Here is a 23,115-nt window from a genome sequence, read left to right as displayed (position 1 = left end):
ACACTTAGCCCCGCTTCCGGTAAGCTTCGATGAATTGAATCGCTTTGCGGATATCTTCCTCCGGTTGATCGCCGACCTCGCGCTCGATCGTCAAATAGCCCGTATACCCGATGTCTTGCAGCGCTTGGAAGTACGCGTCGAAATCGACGGCCCCCTCACCGGGAGGCAGCTCCCGGAAAAATTCGCCCGCGCTCACCATCCGCGCAATCTCCTCATGATCCATCGGCTTGTACCCGAGGGAGCCGTAGATGGCGCGAGGGTCCGCTTCACGCAGCCGGAGTCCGTCCTTCACGTGCGTATGGACGATATAATCTTTCAACGTATGAACGCCTTTGGCCGGGTCGTCGCCGGTCACCATGACCATATTGGCCGGGTCGAAGTTGACCGCCATCCCTTTGGAGCCGAGGCTGTCCAGGAAGCTTTTCAGATGTGCGGCGGTCTCGGGACCGGTCTCGATGGCAAAATACCCGCCGACGGACGAAGCATAGCGGGCCAGTTGGCCGCAAGCGTCCTGCATCTCGGCATAGATCGGATCGGCCGGGTCCTCCGGCACCAGACCGATATGCGTCGTCACGATATTCGTACCCAAGTCAAGCGCCAGATCGAGAATCCGCTTCGATGTTTCGATTTTGGCCGGGTTCGCCTCCTTATCTTGGAAGCCGTGTCCGCCTAAATCGCCGCACAAAGCGGAAATCTCCAGCCCGATCGAATTGAGATAAGCCTTGAGGTCTTTCCGAGCGTCAGCGTTTAGATTCGCCGGGTCCATTTCCCCTTTGGTGGCCCAAATTTGCACGCCGTCGGCGCCGAGCTCCTTGGACTTCAGCAGACTCTCACGCAGCGGCAGCTTGAAGCTGTCCGAAATAACTCCGATCTTGTTCGTCAATGCCATAACCTTCGCTCCTCCTTAGAGCTCGATTTCGCGACCTTGGGCGGCCGATTCGTAAATGGCGCACAGCATTTTCATTACTTCGACGCCGTCTTCCACCGGACTCCGGGTTTCCGTTCGTCCGAGCGAGCTGTCGATAAAATAGTTGATCTCCTGCTGGAACCCGGCGATAAAATCGAACGAAGGATGGTCTACCTGCGGCGCGACGTTCAGAATCGTATCGTACTTCTCCGCGATAATCGCAAGCTCCGGCTCCAGCTCCGCTCCGCCCTTGTCCCCGTACAGCTTGACGAACAACTCATCCTTCTTCGCATGCAGCGTGAAGCTGACATCGACCATGAGGCTCGCCCCGTTCTCGAAGCGGATGAGCGCATTGGCCATGTCCTCAACCGTGTTGAGCGCCGCGTTGTAATCGGCGGCTTTGTAGAAATCCAAGTGTTCCACGTTCGAGCGGTTGCCGAGGCGGTTGTACGTATTGGCCGAGACCGACTTGACCTTCGGCTTGCCCATCAGGTACCAGCAAATGTCGATAATATGCACGCCAAGGTCGATGACCGGACCGCCGCCGGAGCGCTTGATATCCGAGAACCAGCCGCCCGGGTTGCCGAGACGGCGCAGACAAGAGGCTTTGGCGTAATAAATCTCGCCCAGATCGCCCGCATCGATAAATTTTTTCAAGATTTCCGTATTGCTGCCGTACCGGCGAACGAAGCCGACCTGCAGCAGCTTGCCCGTCCGACGCACCGTTTCTTCAACCTTCAACGCTTCGGCCACCGTCTGGCACAACGGCTTCTCCACGAGCACGTGCTTGCCCGCTTCGAGCGCCGCGATGCTGATCTCGGCATGGGAGTTGTTCCAAGTGCAGATGCTGACGCCGTGAATGTCCGGCAGCGCCAGCAGGTCACGGTAATCGGTGAACACTTTGGCTGCGCCGTACGCTTCGGCCTTCGCTTTTGCCCGTTCCTCGTTCAAATCGCATACGGCATAAATTTCCACTTCAGGATGATGTCTATAGGCTCTGAAATGCTGCTCCGAAATGGAGCCCGCTCCGATAATTCCGATTTTGATTTTGCTCATCGTTCCCCTGTTCCTCCTGCTTCTCCTGTTGTTTTCGATTTACACTACGGCTTCCTGCCACAACCGGCGGACGTTATCCATGGCAATTCGCGAACCGGTTCTCGGGTCCTCCATACCTTCGAATTCGACAGACAAATACCCGTCGTATCCCGAAGCCTTCAGCACCCGGATGACCTCCGGCATATCGATGTCACCTTGTCCGACGATGGCGCCCCGCAGGAAGTTGCCGTGGGTCGACTTGAACCAGCCTTCGCCCGGATTGCGGTACGACGGACGGCGGTAAAAGTCTTTCAAATGCACCATGGACGCAAACGGAATGTTATTCAAAACGGCGCTGACCGGGTCCTCGTCCACACACAGGAAATTGCCGATATCCAGCGTTGTCTTGAAATTAGCACGGTCCACCTCGTGCACGAGCCGGAGCACCCGGTCGCTCGCTTGCAGGTAGAAGCCGTGGTTTTCTACGCTCGTGACGATATCGAACTGCGCTGCGTAATCGGCGATACGTCGGCACGCTTCGACTAGGCGGGGCAAGTCCGCTTCGAACTGGCGGATCGACGTTTCGGGGATCGGACGTGACGCGACATCATGACGCATCCGCTTCACTCCAAGGTCGCGGGCGATGTCGACCTGGCGCATCGTATTCTCAATCTCCAACTCGTATGCTTCCGGGGTGGCCTGCACGAAATTCGCGCCGACGGCGTAGCCGGAAATGTCAAGTCCCGCTTGGTCTGCGGTCTTGCGGATATCTTCAATCAGCCCCGGATTGTCGGTCAAGTCGTACCCGATCGGTACGATCTCCACATGCTCGCCTCCATTGTCGGCAATCCAGCGGATGGCTTCCGTTACGGTTAATTCCTTCTTATCGATAGCCCGGTATAAACTGTAGGTGCTTAATCCCAATTTCATGCGTACATCCTCCTCAGCTAAGTCCGATATAAACGACAAGCATGCTTTTTAACGGCGCAGCAGGTCGTCCAGGAAGGAAAAGCGGTAAATCTGCTTCGGCCTCCCCTTCGCTCTGCCCCGTTCCTCTCCGGCCACCTTGACCAGTCCTGCGTCCATCCACTGCGTCAGCAGCCGGTGGGTGCTGCGGACGGTCACGCCGAGAACCGACGCCAGCTCGTGAACGTTGTAGTCCGTCTTGCCCGTACGGGTGAGCTGGGCGACTACCCGGCTCATATACGTTTGGGTCAAGCCGGCCTCCTCCGCTTTCCGGATCAAGGCGGCGTCCAGCAGCGACAGGCCGGCGCTGAGCGGCTCGGCCATTTCCAGCGGACCGATGACGCTCTCGTCCTCGCGGACGATGAAACTGATGCCGCCGCCCGCGTCTTTGGCCCGCCGCAGCGCCATCCGGGCATGCGAGCCCGCCTCGTGGGCCGACCGGCCGAAGCCGATGCCGATGCTCAGCGAAAGGGTGAAGGTATCCTGCGCTAGTTTGGCCAGCGGGATATACTTGTACCCGCCCGTATGGCGCTCGAACGTCCCCCGCGTCGTGACGAACAAAAATTCGTCGCCGCCGAGCGGGGTCAAGTGGCCTTCAAGCGTTTCGGCATACTCGAGCATCATCCGGTGAATGTCCAGCTTCAGCCGCTGCACGTCATGCTCCGACTTCCGGAGATCGGCCGCTTTGCGGAACCCGTCCACGTCGATCAAGCCCACCACAATTTGCGATTCCTTGCTGCGGCGGGATTCGGTAGACAACAGCGCCCGTTCAAGCGCGACGATGATATCCTGTTCGGTCGGCAGCACCCATTCGTTCGGCACGCCGAGCTCGCTTAACTTCAACGACACGGAACGGAGCGCAGTTAACGCAATCACCGTATTTCCCTGAGCATATTGCTCCGCATGAAAACGAACCATCGCTTCCGCATCCAGCGGATCTCGGCCTGCATAGAACGTCAGTTCTGGCAGCGATTGGCCCAGCTCGCGGAACGTCTTCACGAACGGCTGACGGGTCAGCGTATCGACGGACATGGCACCGAGCCGCCCCATCCGCTCCGCCCGAAACAACGACCGGTACAGTCCCGAGCCGTTCAACGGAACAAAATGAGCGGGTACGCGCAGTTGGACACGGTCGTGGCATACCTGATATGGAAGCGGTCCCGAATATAAGATCACTTCGACGCGGTCCATCAGGTCTCGGGTCCGTTGGACCGCTTCCTCCAGATTCGCGTACGCCCCGGTGACAGGGACGAAAGACGGAAACGATTTCATCGCTTGCAGCATGACGGGAATCATCGGCTCCGGTCCGATCAGCGCTATCGGAATTCCTTTTTCTTCGGTGGACGGACGATAAGTCCCGAACATGACAACCCCGCCTTACCCATGCTTGTGTTCAATCTATCTCCATTATACCTGACAGGAGGAATCTGCCAATTGCAAAAAGATGACGTTTTCAAAGAAGAGCTTCATTTATGCCTGCCCCGCCGCCAGACGCTCCAAAGCGATGGCGGCGAGCGCCGCCGCCCCAACCGGGAGACACGCTTCGTTAAGCGTAAACCGGGGATGATGCAGCCCGAAAGCCTGCTCCGCTCCCGTCTCGGGGCCAGAGCCGAGCCAAAAAAAGCAGCCCGGCATCCGCTGCAAATAGACGGAAAAGTCCTCGCCCGCCATCGTCGGCTCCGCCTGTACGCGCCGTTCGCGCCCCAGAAGCCTGTCCATGGCGCTCTCGGCGTGGGCCAGGCAGTCGTCGTGATTGACAAGCACCGGGGTCTGCGGAATGTAACGCAGCTCGGCTCGGCAACGATAGCCTTCGGCGATCCGCGTCACGAGCCGTTCCAGCCGCTCCGGCATGCCGCTTTGCACCTCCGGCGCAAACGTCCGTACCGTCCCGGTCAGACGAGCCCGGTGCGGGATAACGTTGTTCGCTTCTCCGGCCTGCAGGCTGCCGACGGTCACGACGGCGGGCGCGAACGGCGAAAGCTCGCGGCTTACGGCGGTTTGCAGCGATAAAACGACGGCCGAAGCCGCCACGATCGGATCGATGCACTGATCGGGGATGGCCCCATGCCCTCCTTTCCCTTCGATGTCGATCTCGATACGGTCGACGGAGCCCATAAGCGCACCGGCGCGAGTCGCTATTTTACCTGCCGAAAGCGTCGGCAAATTGTGCAGCCCGTAAATTTCCGAGACGCCGTCCAGCGCGCCGTCCGCGATCATCGCTTTGGCCCCTGCGTTGATCTCCTCCGCCGCTTGGAACAGGAACCGTACGCTGCCGTTCAACCGCTCCCTCCGCTCCATAAGCAGCCGGGCCGCGCCGAGCAAAATCGCCGTATGCCCGTCATGGCCGCAGGCGTGCATGACGCCCGGACGGCGCGAGGCGAACGGCAGGCCGGTCTCTTCCGTCACCGGCAGCGCATCCATGTCGGCGCGCAGCGCAATGACGGGCCCGGGTCCGCTGCCGCGAAGCTCGGCCGTCACGCCGTAGCCGCCGACGCCGGTCCGCACCGCAAGCCCGAGTCCGGTCAACTGCTCCGCCACCTTTCGGGACGTTTCCCGCTCGTCCAAGCTCAACTCGGGCTCGGCGTGCAGGTCGCGGCGAAATGCTACCAAAGAGCCCGCAAGCCGCTCCGCGGCTGCCAGCAGCTCTTGATGTGGTTCATAGCTCGCATTCATTCGTTCACCCCTTTCCCTGGTAAGTCAAGCCATCCAAGACGCTAAATGCTCGCGAACGAACGCGTCATCATTCCATTCCGGGTAGTCCCGGTACACCCGGTCGATCTCCTCCGCCTGTCCCGGGGACAGCGTTTCGTGAGGATTCAGGCACCAGATGCCTTTCATCAGCCCTTGACGGCGAAGCACCTCATGGATGCCTGGGATGCAGCCGGCAAACCCGTGCGCCGGATCGAAAAACGCCGCATTCGCATCCGTCACCGCTACGTTCCGGGTCAGCCACTCACTGCCGATCGTCCCCGATTCCCGCACTTGCTTGATTTCCTCTAGCAGCTCGACCGCTTTGCGCGTCCACACTGCCCAATGCCCGAGCAGCCCGCCGACGATCCGTTTTTCCACGGGCTTACCATCTACCATAAAGCGGTATGTGGTCAGCAGATCGTTTACGATGTTATCGTCGTTGCCGGTGTACAGCGCAATCTCGTCGCGCCGCGGCGAATAGCAGACGGCCCGCACCACGTCGATCGTTTGGTACCGGTTGAAGGGCGCCATTTTGATCGCTACAATGCCGGGGATGGTGGCGAATTCCTTCCAGAAGTCGAAGCTGAATACTTTCCCGCCGACGGACGGCTGCAAATAAAAGCCGACCACCGGCAGCTTTTCGGCGACCCGCGCCGTGCGTTCGAGGATTTGCGCCTCGCTCAAGCTCTGCAGTCCGCCCATGCTCAGCAGCCCGGCATCATACCCGAGTCCGACCGCCGTGTCCGCTTCGCTCAGCGCCTGCTCGGTCGGACCGCAAAGGCCGGCGATTTTCAGGAACGGACGCTTGATGTTGGCCCGGTCTACCTCCTCGGAGGCCATCCGCAGCACTTTTTCCAACAGATTGAACTGCGGCTCGCGAATTTCAAACTGCGTCGAATGCACGCCCACTGCGACACCCCCGGCGCCGGATGCGATATAATAGCGGGTTAAAGCGCGCTGGCTGCGTTCGTCGAGCCGCCGCTGTTCGTCCAGCGCCAGCGGGTGAGCGGGAATGACCAGCCCTTCGTGCAGCGCCCGGGATTGTTCCGGTGACAACGGTTTTCTAACGCCCATACGTTAAAATTTCCCCTCTCTTTCCTGAAAATGCGTCGGCTTGTTGATCGTCTTGCCTTCGTGCAGCACCCATTCGGCCGTCCAATCGATCATTTGCAAAAGCGATACCCGCGGATACCCGAACAGCTGCATACATTTCGAAGCGTTACTGAGCAGCGCCGTGTCCGCCTCCTGTCCGGTGAACACCGCTTCCGTTCCAAGCCGCTTGGCGAGCTCCGCAGCCGCATACCGGATCGAAACCGTCTCCGGGCCGGTCACGTTCAGCACTTCCGCCCCTTGCTTGCAGCGCAGCAGCGATCGAAGCGCAATCTCGTTGGCATCGCCCTGCCAGATGCAGTTGAAATGCCCCATAGACACGTCGATCGGGCGGCCTTCCTTCACCGATTTTGCAATTTCGAGCAGCACCCCGTACCGCAGATCGATCGCATAATTGAGACGGTAGATCAACACTGGTGTTCCGTATTGATGGGAGAAATGCTCGAACACCCGCTCCCGCCCGAGACACGACTGCCCGTACTCGCCGACCGGCGACGGAGCTGTCGATTCGCTCGCTCCGCCCTGAAGGACAGGAGTCAACGGGTAGACGTTGCCGGTAGAGAATACCACGATCCGGGAATGGCGAAACTTCTCGGCCACGCGGCCCGGCAAATAAGCGTTCATCGCCCATGTAAAATACTCTCTGCCCGTGGTGCCGAATTTCGTACCGGCCATATAAACGACGTTTTTCACGTCAGGGAGCTTTTGAAGCTGCTCATCGTTCAGCAAATCGCACGCGATCGTTTCGACGCCGAAGCTCTCCAGCTCTTCCTTCAGCCCTTGTTCGGAAAATCTCGACACGCCGTATACTTTGCGGCTGACCCCCGATTCCCGGATCGCGTTGATCGCCAGCTTGGCGAGACTCGGTCCCATTTTGCCGCCTACGCCGAGCAGCATGATGTCCCCCTCCAGCGACTTCAGCTCCTGCACCAAAGCAGGCGACGGCTCGGCAAGCCTATGCTCCAGTTCCTCCACGGTTCTCATCGATCAAAACAGCTCCCTTCGTCACGTTTGATAGCGATTTCAATTACATCATAGCGCCAGAGGATATTTAGAGACAAATCTTTAATTTGTCTTTAAATCAAGTTGGCAAAGCCCACACTTTTGCTCGCAGGATTGACGACTACGGGGTTCCAACTGGAACAAAAAACCAAAATATGGTATGTTGATGCTGGAACGTTCCGTTTGCACGAATACGTATGGAGGTCTTATCCGATGAAACTAAAAATATTTCTTGCTTGTTTGTTTGCGCTTGCCTTCGCGGCCGGGATCTGGAATGACGCACCGAAGAAGCACCTTGCGAAGCTGGTCAATATAAGCGCGAGTTCAACCGTTTTTCCGGGTGAAAAAGCAAATGCGATAAGCTATGTTCCGACAACGGATGATGAATATGCCTCCATCCGAAGCGCCTCAGGCGCGGACAGTTTATTCATCTATAAGTTTCAAACGGATGACGAGAATATCGCCTGGATCGATTGCTGGATGGAGCACTACGTGAATGGATCGTATAAGGAGACTCTGGCATCGATGGGGACGAGCATGAGGTCCAAGCGGGAAAATAAGCTGTACTGGAGCCTGACCAGCGTAAACGATAAGGAACAAATGTGGATTGTTTCAGTGCGGGACGGAGGCAGCTTCTCCTCCAGCAAGGGCTCCATAGCTAGAGAAGCTTTTGCTTCATCCACGTGGGGCTCGATGATTGGCAGCCAAAAGATCGTACCGGAGGAGCCTATTACTTTGAGTGCGATCGTGCTGAAGAAAGAGCTGGGTTCGATAACTTTCAGACCAGAACCTGACGAATTAATCAAATCGTACGATGAAGTTTATCTGCTGAAATGCCGTTTTAAATCGTAATTCAGTTCAGTTGTGTACCCCGAGCCCGAGCCGCACCCTTTCAGTTGCAGGAATTGCGCCTCGCCTCGGGCAAGCTCTATGGCAAATATCATTGCCGGACATCGACGGGTTACCCTTCCTCTTCAAGTTTCGGCTCCCGGAATGCGCCGTAGCTTTCCAAATATTCGAAAAAGGCCTCATCCCCATTGCCTTCCAATAAATTCAGGAACGCATACGAAATCATGTCGATCCACTCCTCCAAGCGGCGAACGTCCTCTTCCGCGATCAACCGGTTAGAACGGAGCATGCCGTCCGGATGAACGCCCCACGCCCGGCTTAAGTGGCACATCCCCCATACGGCGGTGACAATATCCCGATCCAGATGCGGAGCGTCCGGCCCAAGCCTCTTTTGCAGGATATACAGAGCGTACATGACCTCGTGCAAGTTCTCTTCGATCAAGCCGCGGTACGGGCGAAGCGACATCAGAAATCCGGTTTGACCCTTCGGATGATCGATCGCCTCGTCAATTAAGAAACCGTGCAGCATCAGCAGCCGCTTTGCTTCTTCTTCCGTCATGTCTTCCCCACTTTCCTTTCTGTCAGTGCTTTCGAAAGTCGTCGGTCAATATTCCAGAAAAACCCCATCTGTTCGGCATCCGATGATAACATTGGCGTCCTGTTCTTCGGAACGAACCCATTTTGAAATCAATCCGTATTGAGCAAAGAGTTCGGCCGTCAACGGCGCTTGCTTCTCGCTCGTTTCGACTAGTAGATAGCCGCCCTTTGCAAGCCAGAGAGGAGCTTCCGCTACTATTCTTCGTTGGATTTCAAGTCCATCGGCTCCTCCATCAAGCGCAATGCGTGCCTCGTGGACGCGGGCTTCCGTCGCCATGAATTTTATTGCCTCGGTAGGTACGTATGGGGCATTAGCTATAATAACATTGACGCGGTTATAAAGTTGAACAGGGAGCGGATCGTAGAGATCCCCTTCATACACAAAGCCCTTGTCCAAATGAATATTACGACGGGCACACCGTACTGCAGCAGGGTCGATATCAACCGCATGCAATTCAATACGTTCCGTAAAAGCGGCTAATGCTGCGCCCAAAGCTCCGGAACCGCAGCACATGTCTACTACGACGTCTCCTGGTCGAGTAAGGGCCACGGCCTGCCGGACTAAAAATTCGGTCCGTTGCCGGGGCACGAAGATGCCGGGTTCCAACTTAATCCGCAAACCACAGAAATCCGCCCACCCGATAATGTGTTCAAGAGGAAAACCAGCAATTCTGCGATCCACCAGTTTGGCGAGCTCACTGGAATTGTTCGAAGAAGACATAAGCAACCTGGCCTCCTCCTCTGCAAAAACACAACCGGCAGCGCGAAGCTTCCTAACGATCATTTGCCAATCGGTACTTCCATCTTCAAGATAATCCACATATCATCCTACTTTGGCATGAATTTTGTATCATCATCAGTCTACATGTTATCGCTGTTTCTTAAAATGTAGAATACGCTTATATTTAAACTATCCTGCTCTTAGTTCAACAGACCTTTACTTTTCACTAGATTGTCTGTTTCATGAATCAGATCGCGTAACAGGTTTTAGCTAAATAGATCGAATTAATAAAGTCGTGAGGATGCCCCGGTTGATAATCTCGCCACCATTAATCCATGGTCTCCAACCGCGGATTTCTGACTCTGCTCCAAATTATGAAAAGTAAATAAACCCATCGCCATAAGGGGATGGGCTCTCTTTGATCCGTCTGCCAGCCACAACGATACGTTCAATGTATCCGGTCAACATAGCGTCCATAATCCGGAACAGCCACACGATCGAATTGATCGGACAGCCTCGCGAGCCCCCTGGCAAGCTCGTCGCCGAATACCGGCACCCCATGCCCCGTCACAGCGGCCGTGGGCTTCAGCGCTTCCAGTCTCTGTACGGATTCCTTAGCCGCCTTCCAATCCGTCGTAAAATAACGGGGAGGGCCGCAAATCTCTTCATATTGCAAAATCACTTTAAACAGGGAATCTTGCCGTACCGTGACGAAAGCGTCGCCGACGATCAACGTGCGGTCGGCTTCCCGGAACAGCGAAACATGGCCGGGCGAATGACCGGGCGTCGGAATCCAGCGCCACTCCGGCAGTCCGGGAATCATACCGCCGGAGGGAAGCGTTCGGACATGCTTGCCCAAGTTGACCGGCTCGTTCGGAAACAAAGGCGACAGCTTGGCAAGCAGTCCGCCTTCGACGGACGCGTCGGGGTCCGGATAGCTTTGTCGTCCGGTTATATATGGCAGCTCCAGCTCATGGGCGTATACCGGAACCTGCCAGGCCTCCGCCAGCTCGACAACGGCGCCCACATGGTCGAAATGACCATGAGTCAGCACGATTGCCTTCGGTTTGCTGTGTTCTCCGAACTGCTCCCGAACCGCTTGTTGGATCGTTTCGGCGGAATCCGGCATTCCGGCGTCTACGAGTACCCATCCGTCAGCCGGTTCGCGATTCCCGATGAAGCATACATTCACCACCTGGACGGTCAAACAGGAGACCCGCTCCGCCACCGTCTGCAATGCTCCGCTTTTGACGGAAGTGATCGGAATGTACCGGTGGTCCAATGGATTTTCAATTGCTTGATCCGTTTTCGGTTCCGTCATAGGTTCTCCTTTACCATAAGGCTGTTTGTTTATTTATTCGTTAGTATGCGGAAACTTTCAACCAATTATGAGCAAAAAGAAGGAACCGGGCGGAGGCTTACCGAATGTTATGTGAAGAAACTGCTATTTTTTAACTTTCCAGGAGTGATCGTATGAATATTGTAAACCTAGCATCCCATGAGCAGCCTCCAATGGATTTGCTGTTATTAGCCGACCCTTCCCCGAAGCTGGTTGAAGAATACATTCAAAGAGGCCAATGCTATGTCGCCAAAGCGGAAGAGCTTATTCTCGGCGTCTACGTTCTTCTGCCCACCAGACCCGAAACCGTCGAAATCGTCAATATCGCCGTTGATGAGCGCCATCAAGGCCAAGGCATTGGCAAAAAGCTGGTCAACCACGCGATCGAAACCGCGAGGCAGCTTGGGTATAAAACGATTGAAATCGGCACCGGCAATTCAAGCGTCGGTCAGCTCGCTCTGTATCAGAAGTGCGGCTTCCGCATGACCTGGATCGACAGAGACTTTTTCATCCGGCATTACGAGGAGCCGATTTATGAGAACGGGATGCAGGTGATCGATATGGTGCGTCTCTCGCAAGATTTATAAGAAAAGCTTCTTAACAATTATTAACAAAAAAGCCTGATAACTCAGGCTTTTACACTTACTTTCGCACGATCCAGATAACCGGAATATAAATAAGTGCATAGCGGCAGGCTCCACAAAAAAATCGCAAAAGGCAAATACTGCTCCACCGGCACGCCGACAAACGTGCTGCACAGCACGGCCAGCAAATTCCACGGTACGGCCGCGGCCAGAACGGCGCTCGTATCGGCAATGACGCGCGAGAGGTGCGCGGAGCTGAACCGGCGGTTCCACAGCGGCAAAATGTTACGGCCGGACATGATAATCGGCAGCGTCTGCGTGCAGGAGATCAGACAAAGGACCAAACCGAACGCTCCTGTACGCCATGTGGCGGAAGCCAGCGAAGGCATTTCCCCCATCATCCGCTCGATGTACGCGCCAATCAGGTTCGACCGTTCCAGAATGCCGTTGAACGCACCGGCCAGCACAATAAGCGAGACAAGGCTGATCATGCTCAGCAATCCCTTGCCTTCGACAATCGAATGCTCCGCCCCGCTCCACATCGCTTTCAGCCAAGCGGCCGGCCCTACCCCTTTTTGCAGGCTTCCTACAATAATAGCGGCGGCAATCGATAACAGAAATCCGTATTTCGTCTTCAGCCGCAGCACGATCGAGCCGAGAAGAACGAGAATCGGGATCAGCAGCACGAGCGATTCACCAAGATCGGAAGGAATGAGGTTAGCCGACTGCTCCACCGGACCCTTCGCCGTCCGCAGATCGAGCCACCCGTAGAAGGCCAGCGAAGCAAGCACAGCAAGCGCCGAGGTCGGAGCCATCGCCCGCCATTGCCGCGGGATGGACGTTTCCGTCGAAGCCGCGATCAACTGGTGCGCACTGGAAAAAGGCGACGTACGGTCACCGACAAAAATGCCGGAGACGACGGCCCCGGCCACGTACGGCAGCGGAACGCCCACATGGATTGCCATCCCGATGAGCGGAACGCCGACCGCGCTGAGCGTCCCGGTCGAAGTCCCGAGAATCATCGACACGAACGCGCAGATCAGAAACGAAAAGGTCAGCGCAAACTGCGGCTGTACGACGGCAAGCGCCCATCGAACCAGTTCGTCCACCGTGCCGCTGACCGCCCAGCAAGGAAGAATCATGCCGACGAGCAGCAGAAGCCAGACGACTTCCTTGGTGCGGCGAACGCCTTCCCATATTCCGGCGCCAAGCTCCTTTCCTCTGATTCCGCTGTGGAGCGAAATCAGAATAAGGGCCAGCAGCCCTGCCGAAAAGCCGAAGACGACCGGAATTTGGACCATATAAGCCGCAGCGATGCCAAGCACGGTAATTCCTACAATGATTACAAGCTGACGAAACGACATGAAAAATCCCTTTCTATTTCTATGAGAATGTGTGTTCGTCCATTATATCACGATACAGTTAAATTTTGATCCCCCTTCGGGGATTCCCATGACAAAAAAATTTGTTTATAGTTAAAATGGTACCGCTGCCACCCGAAACTTTAAAAAGGAGAAATGAAGCATGACCGCCGAAAAAGGGCCCTTCGATCAGCATTTCGACAGTCTGGAAACGTTAGCCGAAACCATTAGCGAGGTGCTTCGCTGCCCGGTTACGATTGAAGACGCCAATCATCGGCTTGTCGCTTACAGCACGCACGACCGCCAGACGGACGAAGCCCGCATCGCGACCATCATCGGCCGGCGGGTGCCCGAGAAGGTCGTGCAAAGCTTGTGGAGGCAAGGGGTTATTCCGCAGCTCATGAAGAGCGACGAGCCGGTCCGGATCGCGTCCATTACGGATATCGGCCTTGGAGACCGCGTCGCCGTCGCCATTCGCAAAGACGAGGAAGTTCTTGGATATATTTGGGCGCTTGAAGTGGAGAAGCCCATCGACGATAACGGCATACAGCAATTAAAAAAGGCCGCGCAAACGGCCAAACAAAAGCTCCTGCAGATTCAAACGCGCAAGCGCAAGCAGGAGGAAGGCTATCAGGAGTTTTTCTGGCAGCTGCTTACGGGACATCTGACCACCGAAGCGGCGGTCCGGGACAAAGCGGATCAAATCCATTTGACGCTGCCACCCGCTTTTTACGTCATGGTGTTCGAATTTCCCGAATCGATCGATGATCATCGGCTCCAGCAAATCCGCTATCTGATGTCGGTGACGCAGCGCATTTCCGTCGTATGTCATGCCGCGGATCACCATCACTTCATTCTGCTCGCTTCCCCTTCCGAATCGACGTCTTGGAAAGAGCATGCCGGCAGCTTTATCAATCATTTTGGCAAGCAGATGCACGATCGGTTTCGCGTGTCTGCCATGGCCTCAGCCTGCGGCTCTCTGTACGAGGATTACGGCAAGGTCGAGACGAGCTACCGCGAAGCGCTCACGCTGCTGCGCCTGAAGAAGCTGTTCCCGAACCAAACGAAAATTCACCATTACGAAGACTTGGGCTTTTACCGGTTCCTGCCCCCTATTTTTGAATACAAGCAGTCCCACCGGATGGTGAACCGCCATTTGCAGCGGCTTAAAGAATACGACCGGGACCATCATACGAATCTGCTGGACACGCTGGAGACATTTCTAATGCACGACAGCAATGCCAAGGAGGCCGCTGCCGCACTGCATATCCACACAAATACGATGAACTATCGTCTGTCCCGGATTGCCGAAATTGGCGAGATCGACTTAAAAAGCATGGACCAGAAGGTGGCGCTTTACATCGATCTAAAGACCAATAAGCTCATGTCCTCCTGATCCATTCCGTTCGATTAGACTATACCTGCGTCGCGCCGTCATCTACGCGTCCTTCCATGCCGTTCGTTCCGGCCGGGGAGGCGCTTTTTTTCTTTTTCACGTAATAAACCACGAGCAGAATCGCATACCATATCGGACCGACTATCAGTGCAATCCGGGTATCCGGGGAGTAAGCCATGATCCCGACCACGAATACAAGAAATGCAAGCACGAGGTAAGAGCTGTACGGCGCAAACGGCATTTTGTAAATCAGCTTGGCGGCTTGATCGGCCGAAAGCTTCTTGCGGAAGCGGATTTGCGAGATCAGAATGACCCCCCATACCCAAATGACCGCAAATGTAGCGATGCTGGTAACCATGGTAAACGCTTTTTCCGGAACGATGTAATTGAGCACGACGCCGATCAACAGGAAGAACGCGGATACAACAATCGCACGAGCCGGAACACCGGAACGGGATACCTTCTCAAAGCTTGCAGGCGCCTCCCCCTGCTGCGCCAAATTGTACAGCATGCGGCCGTTGCTGAAAATGCCGCTGTTGCAAGACGAAAGCGCGGCAGTCAGCACGACGAAGTTGATGATGCCTGCGGCGTATGGAATGCCCAGCTTCTCGAAGGTCATGACGAACGGGCTGCCCTTGAGACCGATTTCCGTCCACGGATAAATCGACATGATGACGAACAGCGCGCCGACGTAGAAGATGAGAATGCGCCAGAACACGTTGTCGATCGCTCTTGTGAGCGCTTTCGCAGGGTCCTTGACTTCACCGGCCGTTACCCCGATCATTTCGATTCCCAAATAAGCGAACATGATCATCTGCATAGCCAGCAGCACACCCGACCAGCCATTTGCAAAAAAGCCTCCATGACTCCACAAGTTGCTGATTCCAACGGCGATGCCGCCATTCCCCAGACCGAATACGATCATGCCCACGCCGACAACGATCATGAAGATAATGGTGATGATTTTGATCAAAGCGAACCAAAACTCCAGCTCGCCGTAGACTTTAACGGCAATCAGGTTGACCAGGCTCATGATGACCAGCGCCGCCAGCGCCCAAATCCACCTAGGCACTCCCGGGAACCAATACTCCATATAGATCCCGACGGCGGTAATTTCGGCCATACACGTCACGACCCAAATAAACCAATAGTTCCATCCTGTCAAAAAGCCGAATACAGGACTCATATATTCCCGGGCATAGCGGCTGAACGAACCGGCCACCGGCTTCTGAACGGCCATCTCCCCCAGCGCCCGCATAATGAAGAACATCGCCAGCCCACCGATCATGTAGCCGATCAGTATCGCAGGTCCGGCTACCTTAATTGCCGATGCGGACCCCAGAAACAAGCCGACGCCGATTGCCGCGCCAAGCGACATTAGTGTAATGTGCTTTTGCTCCAGTCCCCGTTTCAATTCATTGTTGTTTTTCACAAAAAATCTCCTCCATAGTTAATTTCCAGGCTTGTGTTTGCATGATTCGTGCCTCAAAGGATAGAGACTTGCTTCTGTCTGTTGTTTCCCTCCTTATGAATCTGCCGCAAGCCGATACGCCCGGCGAAAAGACTGTGCCTATTATTTTACCAAAAACTTACGCCGGAACAACAGTATGCGCTTACATTCGCTTTTGTGACGAATTAATGTCTAAATCGTAGCACACTCGTTCCCGTCTGCATTTGTCTTGTTGCTCAAAAATGATCAAACCGATTTGTGATATTACACAAAATGGCCCGTCCCACCTTAGAAAACGCTTACGTTTTGTGAAAAAACACAAAAGCATCCAATTCTTTTCAGCTCGTTTCACGAAGAAAAACGCCGGATTTGTTCGATATACTCAGCTTACCGAAACGTTCCAATCACAATATCGAGGGAGATGGCAATAATGATTATCGGCGTGCCGAAAGAAATTAAAAACAATGAAAACCGCGTGGCTATTACGCCTGCCGGCGTGTCTACAGTTGTGCAGGCGGGTCATAGCGTGTATATTGAAAAAGGAGCCGGCCTTGGCAGCGGCTTTACGGACGAGCAATATGCGGCAGCCGGAGCCTTGATCGCCGATGCCGCGCAAGAGGTTTGGGAAAAATCCCAAATGATTATCAAGGTCAAAGAACCGCTTTCTTCCGAATACGGATATTTCCGGGAAGGCTTGATCTTATTCACCTACCTGCACCTGGCAGCCGATGCGGAATTGGCCGCGGCCTTGACGAAATCGGGTGTCGTTTCCATTGCTTATGAAACGGTTGAAGTCAACCGTACGCTCCCGCTGTTGACGCCGATGAGCGAGGTTGCCGGCCGGATGGCAACGCAAATCGGAGCGCAGTTCCTGGAGAAGCCGTATGGCGGAAAAGGCGTGCTGCTCGCCGGCGTGCCCGGAGTACAGCGGGCGAAAGTGACGGTCATCGGCGGCGGCGTAGTCGGCGCGAACGCGGCGAAAATCGCTGTCGGCTTAGGCGCGGATGTAACGGTCATCGATTTGAGCGCAGACCGGCTTCGTCAGCTTGACGATCAGTTCGGTCCGCAAATTCAGACGCTTATGTCCAATCCGTATAACATTGCCCAAGCGGTCCGTCAATCCGATCTCGTCATCGGAGCGGTGCTCATTCCGGGAGCCAAAGCGCCTAAGCTGGTTAGCGAAGATATGGTGCGCAGCATGTCTTCGGGCTCCGTTGTTGTCGACGTTGCCATTGATCAGGGCGGAATTTTCGCAACAGTTGACCGGATCACGACCCATGATGCGCCTACGTATGTCAAGCACGGCGTAGTCCACTATGCGGTAGCCAATATGCCGGGTGCGGTTCCGAACACCTCCACCATCGCCCTGACGAACGTGACGATTCCGTACGCGCTGCAAATCGCGAATAAAGGCGTGAAACAAGCGATTGCCGACAGCCCGGCCTTGGCCAAAGGTCTCACCACAGCAGGCGGCGCCATCACGTACGAAGCGGTAGCGAAGGATCTGAATTACGACTATGTGCCTGCAGACAAAGCGTTGGAAACCGTATCCAGCCGATAAATAAGCAAAACTCCCCCGCCCTCGGGGGAGATTATTATTTATTCAGCAAATCACCACGAAGGAGCAGCACACCATGCACACAAGGAACGATAGGATTATGAATCCGCACGAAGAGCTCCCCCGTTCGATTATGCCCGAGCCGGACTACGCCGATTGGGACGGCAGCTTCAGTCACCGTCCGACGCTGGCGGAAATCTCGCTCGACGCCATCGCCTCGAACGCGACGTATTTCAAGTCGCTTCTCCAGCCCGGCTGCCAGTGGATGGCGGTGGTCAAAGCGAACGGGTACGGCCACGGCGCGGTGGAAACCGCCAGGACGGCACTGAGCTCCGGTGCGGACCGCCTCGGAGTCGCTTTTCTGGATGAGGCTCTCCGCCTGCGGTCGGCGGGCATTGCCGCCCCGATCCTTGTGCTCGGCTACACGCCCCCGGAAGCGATCCGGGAGGCCGTGGCGGCCGATGTGACGCTGACGGTATTTAGCGACGAGGCGCTCGACACGGTGATGCGCGAAGCGGAGAGCTTGGGTCGGGCAGCCCGGATTCACCTCAAGATCGAGACCGGGATGAACCGGCTCGGGGTTACGACGCCAGATGCTGCGCTGCAACTCGCCCGCCGTGCGAACGAGAGCCCTTATGTGACGCTGGAGGGTGTATTTACGCATTTTGCCAATGCGGACCATCCGAGTCCGGCATACACGGAACTGCAATTTGCGAGGTTTCTCGAATTTCGCGGTGCTTTTGAGGAAGCCGGTATCCCCGTTCCTCTGTGGCATTGCTGCAACACCGCCGCAACCATTGCTTATCCGCATATGCACTTGGACATGGTGCGTGTCGGAATCGGCTTGTACGGCTTGAAGCCGTCGGTAAGAGGCGTTATCGCAGGCGCTCCCCTCAAGCCGGCCATGCGGCTCCTATCGCGAATCGTATCGCTTAAGGATGTTCCGGCGTTGGAGCCGGTCAGCTACGGGTGCACGTTTGCCTCCGATCAAGATACCAGAATCGCTACGGTGCCGATCGGATATGCAGACGGTATGCCGCGGGCGCTCTCCAACAAAGGAAGCGCAACAGTACACGGGCAGTCTGCGCCGATCGCCGGAACGATCTGCATGGATCAGTTGATGCTCGACGTTACCGCGATTCCGGACGCGAAGCCCGGCGACGAAGTCTTGCTTTTCGGTACGCCGGAAGACAAAGTGACCGCCGCCGATGTCGCAAGCCATTCTCATACGATCCATTACGAGATTGTATGCGGCATCGGCGCCCGGGTTCCCCGGGTTTATGTGAAGGAAGGCCGGACAATATCCACGCGCTTTATATGACAGACGGTACGACAAACGGGCAGGGTCTCCCCTGCCCGTTTCGTTGTATTTTCAAACTCGTTCTAGGTCAGGCAAAAACCGTCGACCCGTTGTCCGTTAATGATTCGGAGCTTTCTGGTTTGCGAGCAAGATGACACGACTTTGAACACGCATTTTCGTTCGGACAATGGTCTGATGCAGCGGTTCTGAACTTTGGCCGCCAGCACAAAGTCGGCAAGAGAGGTTGCAGCTACAGTAACGAACACTTGATTAACTTTAACGATACGCGCTTTGCCGCGGAACACTTTGGGAATCGAGAACGTAATGAGGGGGCTGCTCGTACATGGAGTGCATTTGGAGCTAAAGATGACTTCAAACGTAAGCAGATTCCCTTTTTTGCTTCGAAACCTGAGCCCCGCATTATTGACTTGACAAGGACAAGAACTCGATTGAGCGGTTACCCGCTTCGCTGCCTTAGCCTTCCCTTTTCGCACTGAACGGCCACAACCACAAGCCATAGAATCACCTCTTCCGGAAGTTTTCCATTAGTTAGTAGATGCGCAGCTTGTATAAAAAGTGTAGTTACTCGTCCGGATGCGGTAGCATATTTCTAAAAGACGCTTGGCCCTCCTTTTCATCTAATAAAAATGGCTGTCGAAAATTTCTCGACAGCCTGATTTCTATACGCGCTATCTGCTAAGCGATGGCTGCGAGGCGTCCGACCGCTGACGGCGGGGCCTGAACCAGAACAAGGTCAAGCCCACGGCGATCGCTCCGAATACCCCGGCCAAATAAAAACCGCTTTTGAGACCCGCCAACTCGTTTAAGCCGCCGGCCAAGAACGGCCCCGCGAACATGCCGATCGCGTACACCGCCTGGTACAGCCCCATCGCTGTGGCTCTCTTTTGTTCCGGAATGTGCTGGATCGAGAGCCCCAGAAGCAGCGGGAAATGCAGCCCTTGGAAAAATCCGTTAACCGCCTGCGTCAGCAGCAGCAGCCCGAAGCCGGGCACCAGCGACGTAGCCGCCGAGCATACGGCGCTGACCGCAAAGCCGAGCAGCACGACGTTCCATGCTCCGAAGCGCGGAGCAAATACTTTGCCGGTCATAAACGAGCTGACCGCGTGCGGAATCATGAAAGCAAATACAAGCAGCGTCAGCCCGGCCTCGTCCGCCCCCAGCGATAAGGCGTACGAAGGCGTAAAACCGAACATCGTAATAAACAAGACGCTGTGCGCCAAAATGGACAACGAAGAAACCTTGAGCAGCAGCCTGTCCTTCATCACCGGCACGAGGTCGGTGAAACGCATCGGCGACCGGTCGCCGCTTTCCTTCGGTTCCTTCAGCAGGAAGGCGAGCGCCAGTCCGGCCAGTCCGATGACCGCTCCGGTCCAGAATGCGGCGTTCCACCCGCCGAATTTAACCAAGTAGCCGCTCATGCTCATGCCGAAAAGCTGCCCGGCGACGGTGAGCAGGCTGATCGTGCCCATCGCCCGGGTCGCTTGCTCGCCGCGGTATAAACCGGCATACATGACGGTAAAAGCAACCCAGGTCGAAGCGCCTACCCCCGATAGCACGCGGCCGGCGAACGCCCAGCCAAGCTGCTCGCCCAAGGCGAAGCATAGACAGCTGGCCGCGGTGCACAGCATACCGAGCAGAATGAACGGCTTCCGGCTCTTGAGACGGTCGGACGTGATCCCGAGCGGCAGACGCAGCACGATCTGCGTCAAACCGTAGCTGCCGAGTACGATCCCGGCCATCGTGTAGGAGGCGCCCAGATGGTCGAGGTATGGCGACAGAATTGGAACGTAAACATAGAGCGAGCACCAATACAGCAAGGTAACCAGCACAAAGATCGTATGGTTCATTCGCTCTGCGGTTGTCGATTTCATGATGAGTCTTCTTCCCTCTTATAAGCTTAGTTGCAAAATAGCCTTCACATCGTCCTCATGCAGCACCTTGAACGATCCGATCGGACCGAACTTGACGGCTTCCTTCGCCATTCGGCCGATTTCACTCTCTCCAATACCGAGATCGGCCAACCGGGCAGGCGCACCGATGCGCGTAAAATAGTCCCTCGTCGCCTGAATGCCGGCCAACGCGATTTCTTCTTCGCTTTTGCCTGCGGGATCGATGTTCCACACCCGGACGGCAAACTGCACGAACCGGTCCGGACGGCTGTGGTACACATACTTCATCCAGTTCGGGAACAAAATGGAAAGCCCCGCCGCATGCGCAATATCATAGATTGCGCTCACCTCGTGCTCGATGGCGTGCGTCGCCCAGTCGGTCTGTACGCCGACGCTGATCATGCCGCCGTTCAGCGCATAGGTGCCGCACAGCATCAAGTTCGCGCGAGCTTCGTAATGCTCCGGCTCGGCGAGAGCCCGCTCGCCGTTCTCGATGATCGTTTGCAGGATCGATTCGCAGAGCCGCTCTTGCAGAGGCGTATCCGGCGTGAGGCTGAAATATTGCTCGAAGACGTGAGACATCATGTCCACGATCCCGTTCACCGTTTGATCCGCGGGCACCGAGTACGTCAGCGTCGGGTCCAGAATGGAAAATTTGGGATAAGCATAAATGCTGGCGAACGATTTCTTCAGCTTTTCTTCCCAGTTGGTGATGACGGCATTACCGTTCATTTCGGAGCCCGTTGCCGATAAGGTCAACACCGTGCCAAGCGGCAGCGCTGCCGTAATTTTCGCTTTTCGCATCAGAAAATCCCAGACGTCTCCTTCATACGGAACGCCGACAGCCACGGCTTTGGCTGCATCGATTACGCTGCCCCCGCCTACGGCCAGAATCAAATCGACGCCTTCCGCGCGGCACAGCTCGATTCCCTTGCGTACTGTCGTAACCCGGGGATTCGGCTCGACGCCGGGCAGCTCAACGGTTCGAACACCCGCACTGGCAAGCTGCGCGAGAACACGGTCGTACAGGCCGGTCTTTTTGATGCTTCCGCCGCCATAAACGAGCAGTACCGTTTTGCTGCCGCAGGCCGCTACCTGCTCGCCCAGCCGCTCCAGCTTGCCCGCACCGAACAAGATTTTGGTCGGATTATGAAAATCAAACGAATTCATCGTCATTCCTCCTTCAATACTTATGCATTCTATATATTATACTAGGTACCGAACCGCAGTACTAGCATACGAAATTCGACATTCTTTTCACAAGAAATGCCCGCTTTTCTGCAAGATTTTCCAGAACCCTATAATTTTCCATGAATTGGTGTATGATGCAATTGTCAATCGAACATCACTTAATCAAGGAGGAACGACATATGAAAAAATCACTCACAATCTTAACCTTGACCGCAGCCGTTTTCGCCAGCGCTCTCTCGCCTACGGCGAGCTTTGCAGCAACCGAGCCTGCTTTTGCTTCCCCGTCGGCAGGAAGCCAAGCATACTACGAAGATCCTTGGTACATGAATAAAGGCGAAGTCAGAGAGTTATACTCTGCTTCGGGGTATACCTACAAAGTACAGGGAGAAAACGCCAAGGTGTACAAAAAGAAAGGCGTATGGTATCTGGAAGCAACCGTACATGGCGATTCGCTGTTGATCCAGCTAAAGAACGGAAAACCGGTCAAGGAATACGTTATTTATGTGACAGATTAAGCTTCAAAAACAATCTGCTCGCCAGAACCCGCGGAATCCCCGTTCCGGCGGGTTTTCGCCATTTTCCCCAGCACAAAAAGCCCTGCTGCCAGCATAGCACTGCAACAGGACCGGGCATGAAAAAGCTGTCAAGTAATGCTCTTGAGCCCGCCGTACTGGGAAATCGCGAGCAGCAAGTCTCGCAAGATCGGCAATACAAACTGCGCGCCGTCAAGCCGAAATATGCCGCTGCGGTTATGCACCGTCGCTTCTTTCACGTACAGGCGGTAATGCGGCATCCCGGAGTGCATGCTGACGGTTTCGCTTCCGTAGGCGCCGCTTTTTTGGAACGTAATCGGACGGACGCCGGACGGCGGCTCGTACGGCAAGATGCTGATGATATCTTCAAGCTTGATATGATAATTGGTATGCGGCTTTTGGAAAACGAGCTCTTTGGTCGAGACCGTTAGTCCGAAATCCCTCTTTTTATGAGAAATTTTCAGATCCCCTTCCAGCTCCTTGATCTTGATAAATTCGTTCATGCTCTCTCCCCCTCCCAGAGCCGTAGGCAGCTGTTCGGCGGATTGCCTCGAACGTTCCGATCCGAACGGAGCTTAGACCTTGAAGCGAGCATATCATAAAAGGCTTCCCCGC

At 55.5% G+C, this 23,115-nt stretch carries 21 protein-coding genes; 6 read left to right on the top strand and 15 right to left on the bottom strand.

Translation table 11 applies throughout. The annotated features are described in order from the left end of the window. Positions 1 to 4: 4 nt before the first annotated feature. From KQX66_RS12545 to KQX66_RS12515, 7 genes are all read right to left on the bottom strand, one after another. Positions 5 to 889 (bottom strand): sugar phosphate isomerase/epimerase family protein, encoded by an 885-nt coding sequence (locus KQX66_RS12545; RefSeq protein WP_216792823.1) that lies wholly within the window; start codon positions 887 to 889, stop codon positions 5 to 7. Between the two features lie 15 nt (positions 890 to 904). Then, the gene (locus KQX66_RS12540; protein ID WP_216792821.1) at positions 905 to 1,963 is read right to left on the bottom strand and encodes a Gfo/Idh/MocA family protein; all 1,059 of its coding nucleotides are present in this window, start codon (positions 1,961 to 1,963) and stop codon (positions 905 to 907) included. A 39-nt stretch (positions 1,964 to 2,002) separates the two neighbouring features. Continuing rightward, positions 2,003 to 2,872: a sugar phosphate isomerase/epimerase family protein gene (locus KQX66_RS12535; RefSeq protein WP_216792819.1), complete on the bottom strand. Its 870-nt coding sequence runs from the start codon at positions 2,870 to 2,872 to the stop codon at positions 2,003 to 2,005. 48 nt (positions 2,873 to 2,920) lie between these two features. Beyond that, positions 2,921 to 4,273, bottom strand: a complete 1,353-nt coding sequence (locus KQX66_RS12530; protein ID WP_216792817.1) for a nucleotidyl cyclase domain-containing protein — start codon at positions 4,271 to 4,273, stop codon at positions 2,921 to 2,923. Between the two features lie 105 nt (positions 4,274 to 4,378). Next, entirely contained in the window at positions 4,379 to 5,581 is a 1,203-nt protein-coding gene (locus tag KQX66_RS12525; RefSeq protein ID WP_216792815.1) for a M20 metallopeptidase family protein, read from the bottom strand. Positions 5,582 to 5,605: 24 nt separating this feature from the next. Then, a complete protein-coding gene (locus tag KQX66_RS12520; protein WP_216792813.1) occupies positions 5,606 to 6,673 on the bottom strand; it encodes a dihydrodipicolinate synthase family protein in 1,068 nt (355 codons plus the stop codon). A gap of 3 nt (positions 6,674 to 6,676) precedes the next feature. Further along, complete coding sequence (locus KQX66_RS12515) at positions 6,677 to 7,693, bottom strand: NAD-dependent epimerase/dehydratase family protein (protein WP_216792811.1); 1,017 nt, start codon at positions 7,691 to 7,693, stop codon at positions 6,677 to 6,679. A gap of 231 nt (positions 7,694 to 7,924) precedes the next feature. On the opposite strand from KQX66_RS12515, the gene KQX66_RS12510 reads away from it, so the two are divergent. Beyond that, positions 7,925 to 8,563 carry a YgaN family protein gene (locus KQX66_RS12510; RefSeq protein ID WP_216792809.1) on the top strand — a complete coding sequence of 213 codons (639 nt, stop codon included), beginning with the start codon at positions 7,925 to 7,927 and terminating at the stop codon, positions 8,561 to 8,563. Between the two features lie 109 nt (positions 8,564 to 8,672). Here the strand turns inward: KQX66_RS12510 and KQX66_RS12505 are convergent, their stop codons facing one another. From KQX66_RS12505 to KQX66_RS12495, 3 genes are all read right to left on the bottom strand, one after another. Continuing rightward, positions 8,673 to 9,119 (bottom strand): hypothetical protein, encoded by a 447-nt coding sequence (locus KQX66_RS12505; RefSeq protein ID WP_216792808.1) that lies wholly within the window; start codon positions 9,117 to 9,119, stop codon positions 8,673 to 8,675. Positions 9,120 to 9,164: 45 nt separating this feature from the next. Further along, positions 9,165 to 9,941 carry a putative protein N(5)-glutamine methyltransferase gene (locus KQX66_RS12500; protein WP_216793082.1) on the bottom strand — a complete coding sequence of 259 codons (777 nt, stop codon included), beginning with the start codon at positions 9,939 to 9,941 and terminating at the stop codon, positions 9,165 to 9,167. Positions 9,942 to 10,326: 385 nt separating this feature from the next. Beyond that, the gene (locus tag KQX66_RS12495) at positions 10,327 to 11,199 is read right to left on the bottom strand and encodes an MBL fold metallo-hydrolase (RefSeq protein ID WP_216792806.1); all 873 of its coding nucleotides are present in this window, start codon (positions 11,197 to 11,199) and stop codon (positions 10,327 to 10,329) included. Between the two features lie 152 nt (positions 11,200 to 11,351). Here KQX66_RS12495 and KQX66_RS12490 point away from each other — a divergent pair, with 152 nt between their 5' ends. Beyond that, positions 11,352 to 11,804 carry a GNAT family N-acetyltransferase gene (locus KQX66_RS12490; RefSeq protein ID WP_216792804.1) on the top strand — a complete coding sequence of 151 codons (453 nt, stop codon included), beginning with the start codon at positions 11,352 to 11,354 and terminating at the stop codon, positions 11,802 to 11,804. A 41-nt stretch (positions 11,805 to 11,845) separates the two neighbouring features. On the opposite strand, the gene KQX66_RS12485 is transcribed toward KQX66_RS12490, so the two are convergent. Continuing rightward, positions 11,846 to 13,165: a Na+/H+ antiporter NhaC family protein gene (locus KQX66_RS12485; protein ID WP_216792802.1), complete on the bottom strand. Its 1,320-nt coding sequence runs from the start codon at positions 13,163 to 13,165 to the stop codon at positions 11,846 to 11,848. A 160-nt stretch (positions 13,166 to 13,325) separates the two neighbouring features. Here KQX66_RS12485 and KQX66_RS12480 point away from each other — a divergent pair, with 160 nt between their 5' ends. Then, positions 13,326 to 14,558, top strand: coding sequence for a PucR family transcriptional regulator (locus KQX66_RS12480; RefSeq protein ID WP_216792799.1), 1,233 nt, complete (start codon positions 13,326 to 13,328; stop codon positions 14,556 to 14,558). Positions 14,559 to 14,577: 19 nt separating this feature from the next. On the opposite strand, the gene KQX66_RS12475 is transcribed toward KQX66_RS12480, so the two are convergent. Next, positions 14,578 to 15,990, bottom strand: a complete 1,413-nt coding sequence (locus tag KQX66_RS12475; RefSeq protein WP_216792797.1) for an amino acid permease — start codon at positions 15,988 to 15,990, stop codon at positions 14,578 to 14,580. A 448-nt stretch (positions 15,991 to 16,438) separates the two neighbouring features. Here KQX66_RS12475 and ald point away from each other — a divergent pair, with 448 nt between their 5' ends. Both ald and alr read left to right on the top strand, forming a co-directional pair. Continuing rightward, positions 16,439 to 17,569, top strand: coding sequence for an alanine dehydrogenase (ald, locus tag KQX66_RS12470; protein ID WP_216792795.1), 1,131 nt, complete (start codon positions 16,439 to 16,441; stop codon positions 17,567 to 17,569). A 73-nt stretch (positions 17,570 to 17,642) separates the two neighbouring features. Further along, entirely contained in the window at positions 17,643 to 18,887 is a 1,245-nt protein-coding gene (gene alr / locus KQX66_RS12465; protein ID WP_253957105.1) for an alanine racemase, read from the top strand. Positions 18,888 to 19,555: 668 nt separating this feature from the next. Here alr and KQX66_RS12460 read toward each other — a convergent pair. Together KQX66_RS12460 and KQX66_RS12455 are read right to left on the bottom strand one after the other, a co-directional pair. After that, positions 19,556 to 20,758: an MFS transporter gene (locus tag KQX66_RS12460; RefSeq protein ID WP_216792793.1), complete on the bottom strand. Its 1,203-nt coding sequence runs from the start codon at positions 20,756 to 20,758 to the stop codon at positions 19,556 to 19,558. Positions 20,759 to 20,776: 18 nt separating this feature from the next. Continuing rightward, positions 20,777 to 21,946 carry an iron-containing alcohol dehydrogenase gene (locus tag KQX66_RS12455; RefSeq protein WP_216792791.1) on the bottom strand — a complete coding sequence of 390 codons (1,170 nt, stop codon included), beginning with the start codon at positions 21,944 to 21,946 and terminating at the stop codon, positions 20,777 to 20,779. 200 nt (positions 21,947 to 22,146) lie between these two features. On the opposite strand from KQX66_RS12455, the gene KQX66_RS12450 reads away from it, so the two are divergent. Further along, positions 22,147 to 22,482 (top strand): hypothetical protein, encoded by a 336-nt coding sequence (locus KQX66_RS12450; protein WP_216792789.1) that lies wholly within the window; start codon positions 22,147 to 22,149, stop codon positions 22,480 to 22,482. 128 nt (positions 22,483 to 22,610) lie between these two features. On the opposite strand, the gene KQX66_RS12445 is transcribed toward KQX66_RS12450, so the two are convergent. Beyond that, on the bottom strand, positions 22,611 to 23,003 hold the full coding sequence (locus KQX66_RS12445) for a hypothetical protein (protein ID WP_216792787.1): 393 nt from the start codon (positions 23,001 to 23,003) through the stop codon (positions 22,611 to 22,613). Between the last annotated feature and the right edge of the window lie 112 nt (positions 23,004 to 23,115).

The organism is Paenibacillus oleatilyticus (genome assembly GCF_018998565.1).
Taxonomy (GTDB): Bacteria; Bacillota; Bacilli; order Paenibacillales; family NBRC-103111; genus Paenibacillus_G; species Paenibacillus_G oleatilyticus.
The sequence above is the reverse complement of the archived record's forward strand: the minus strand, read 5'-3'. Positions and strand labels throughout refer to the sequence as shown.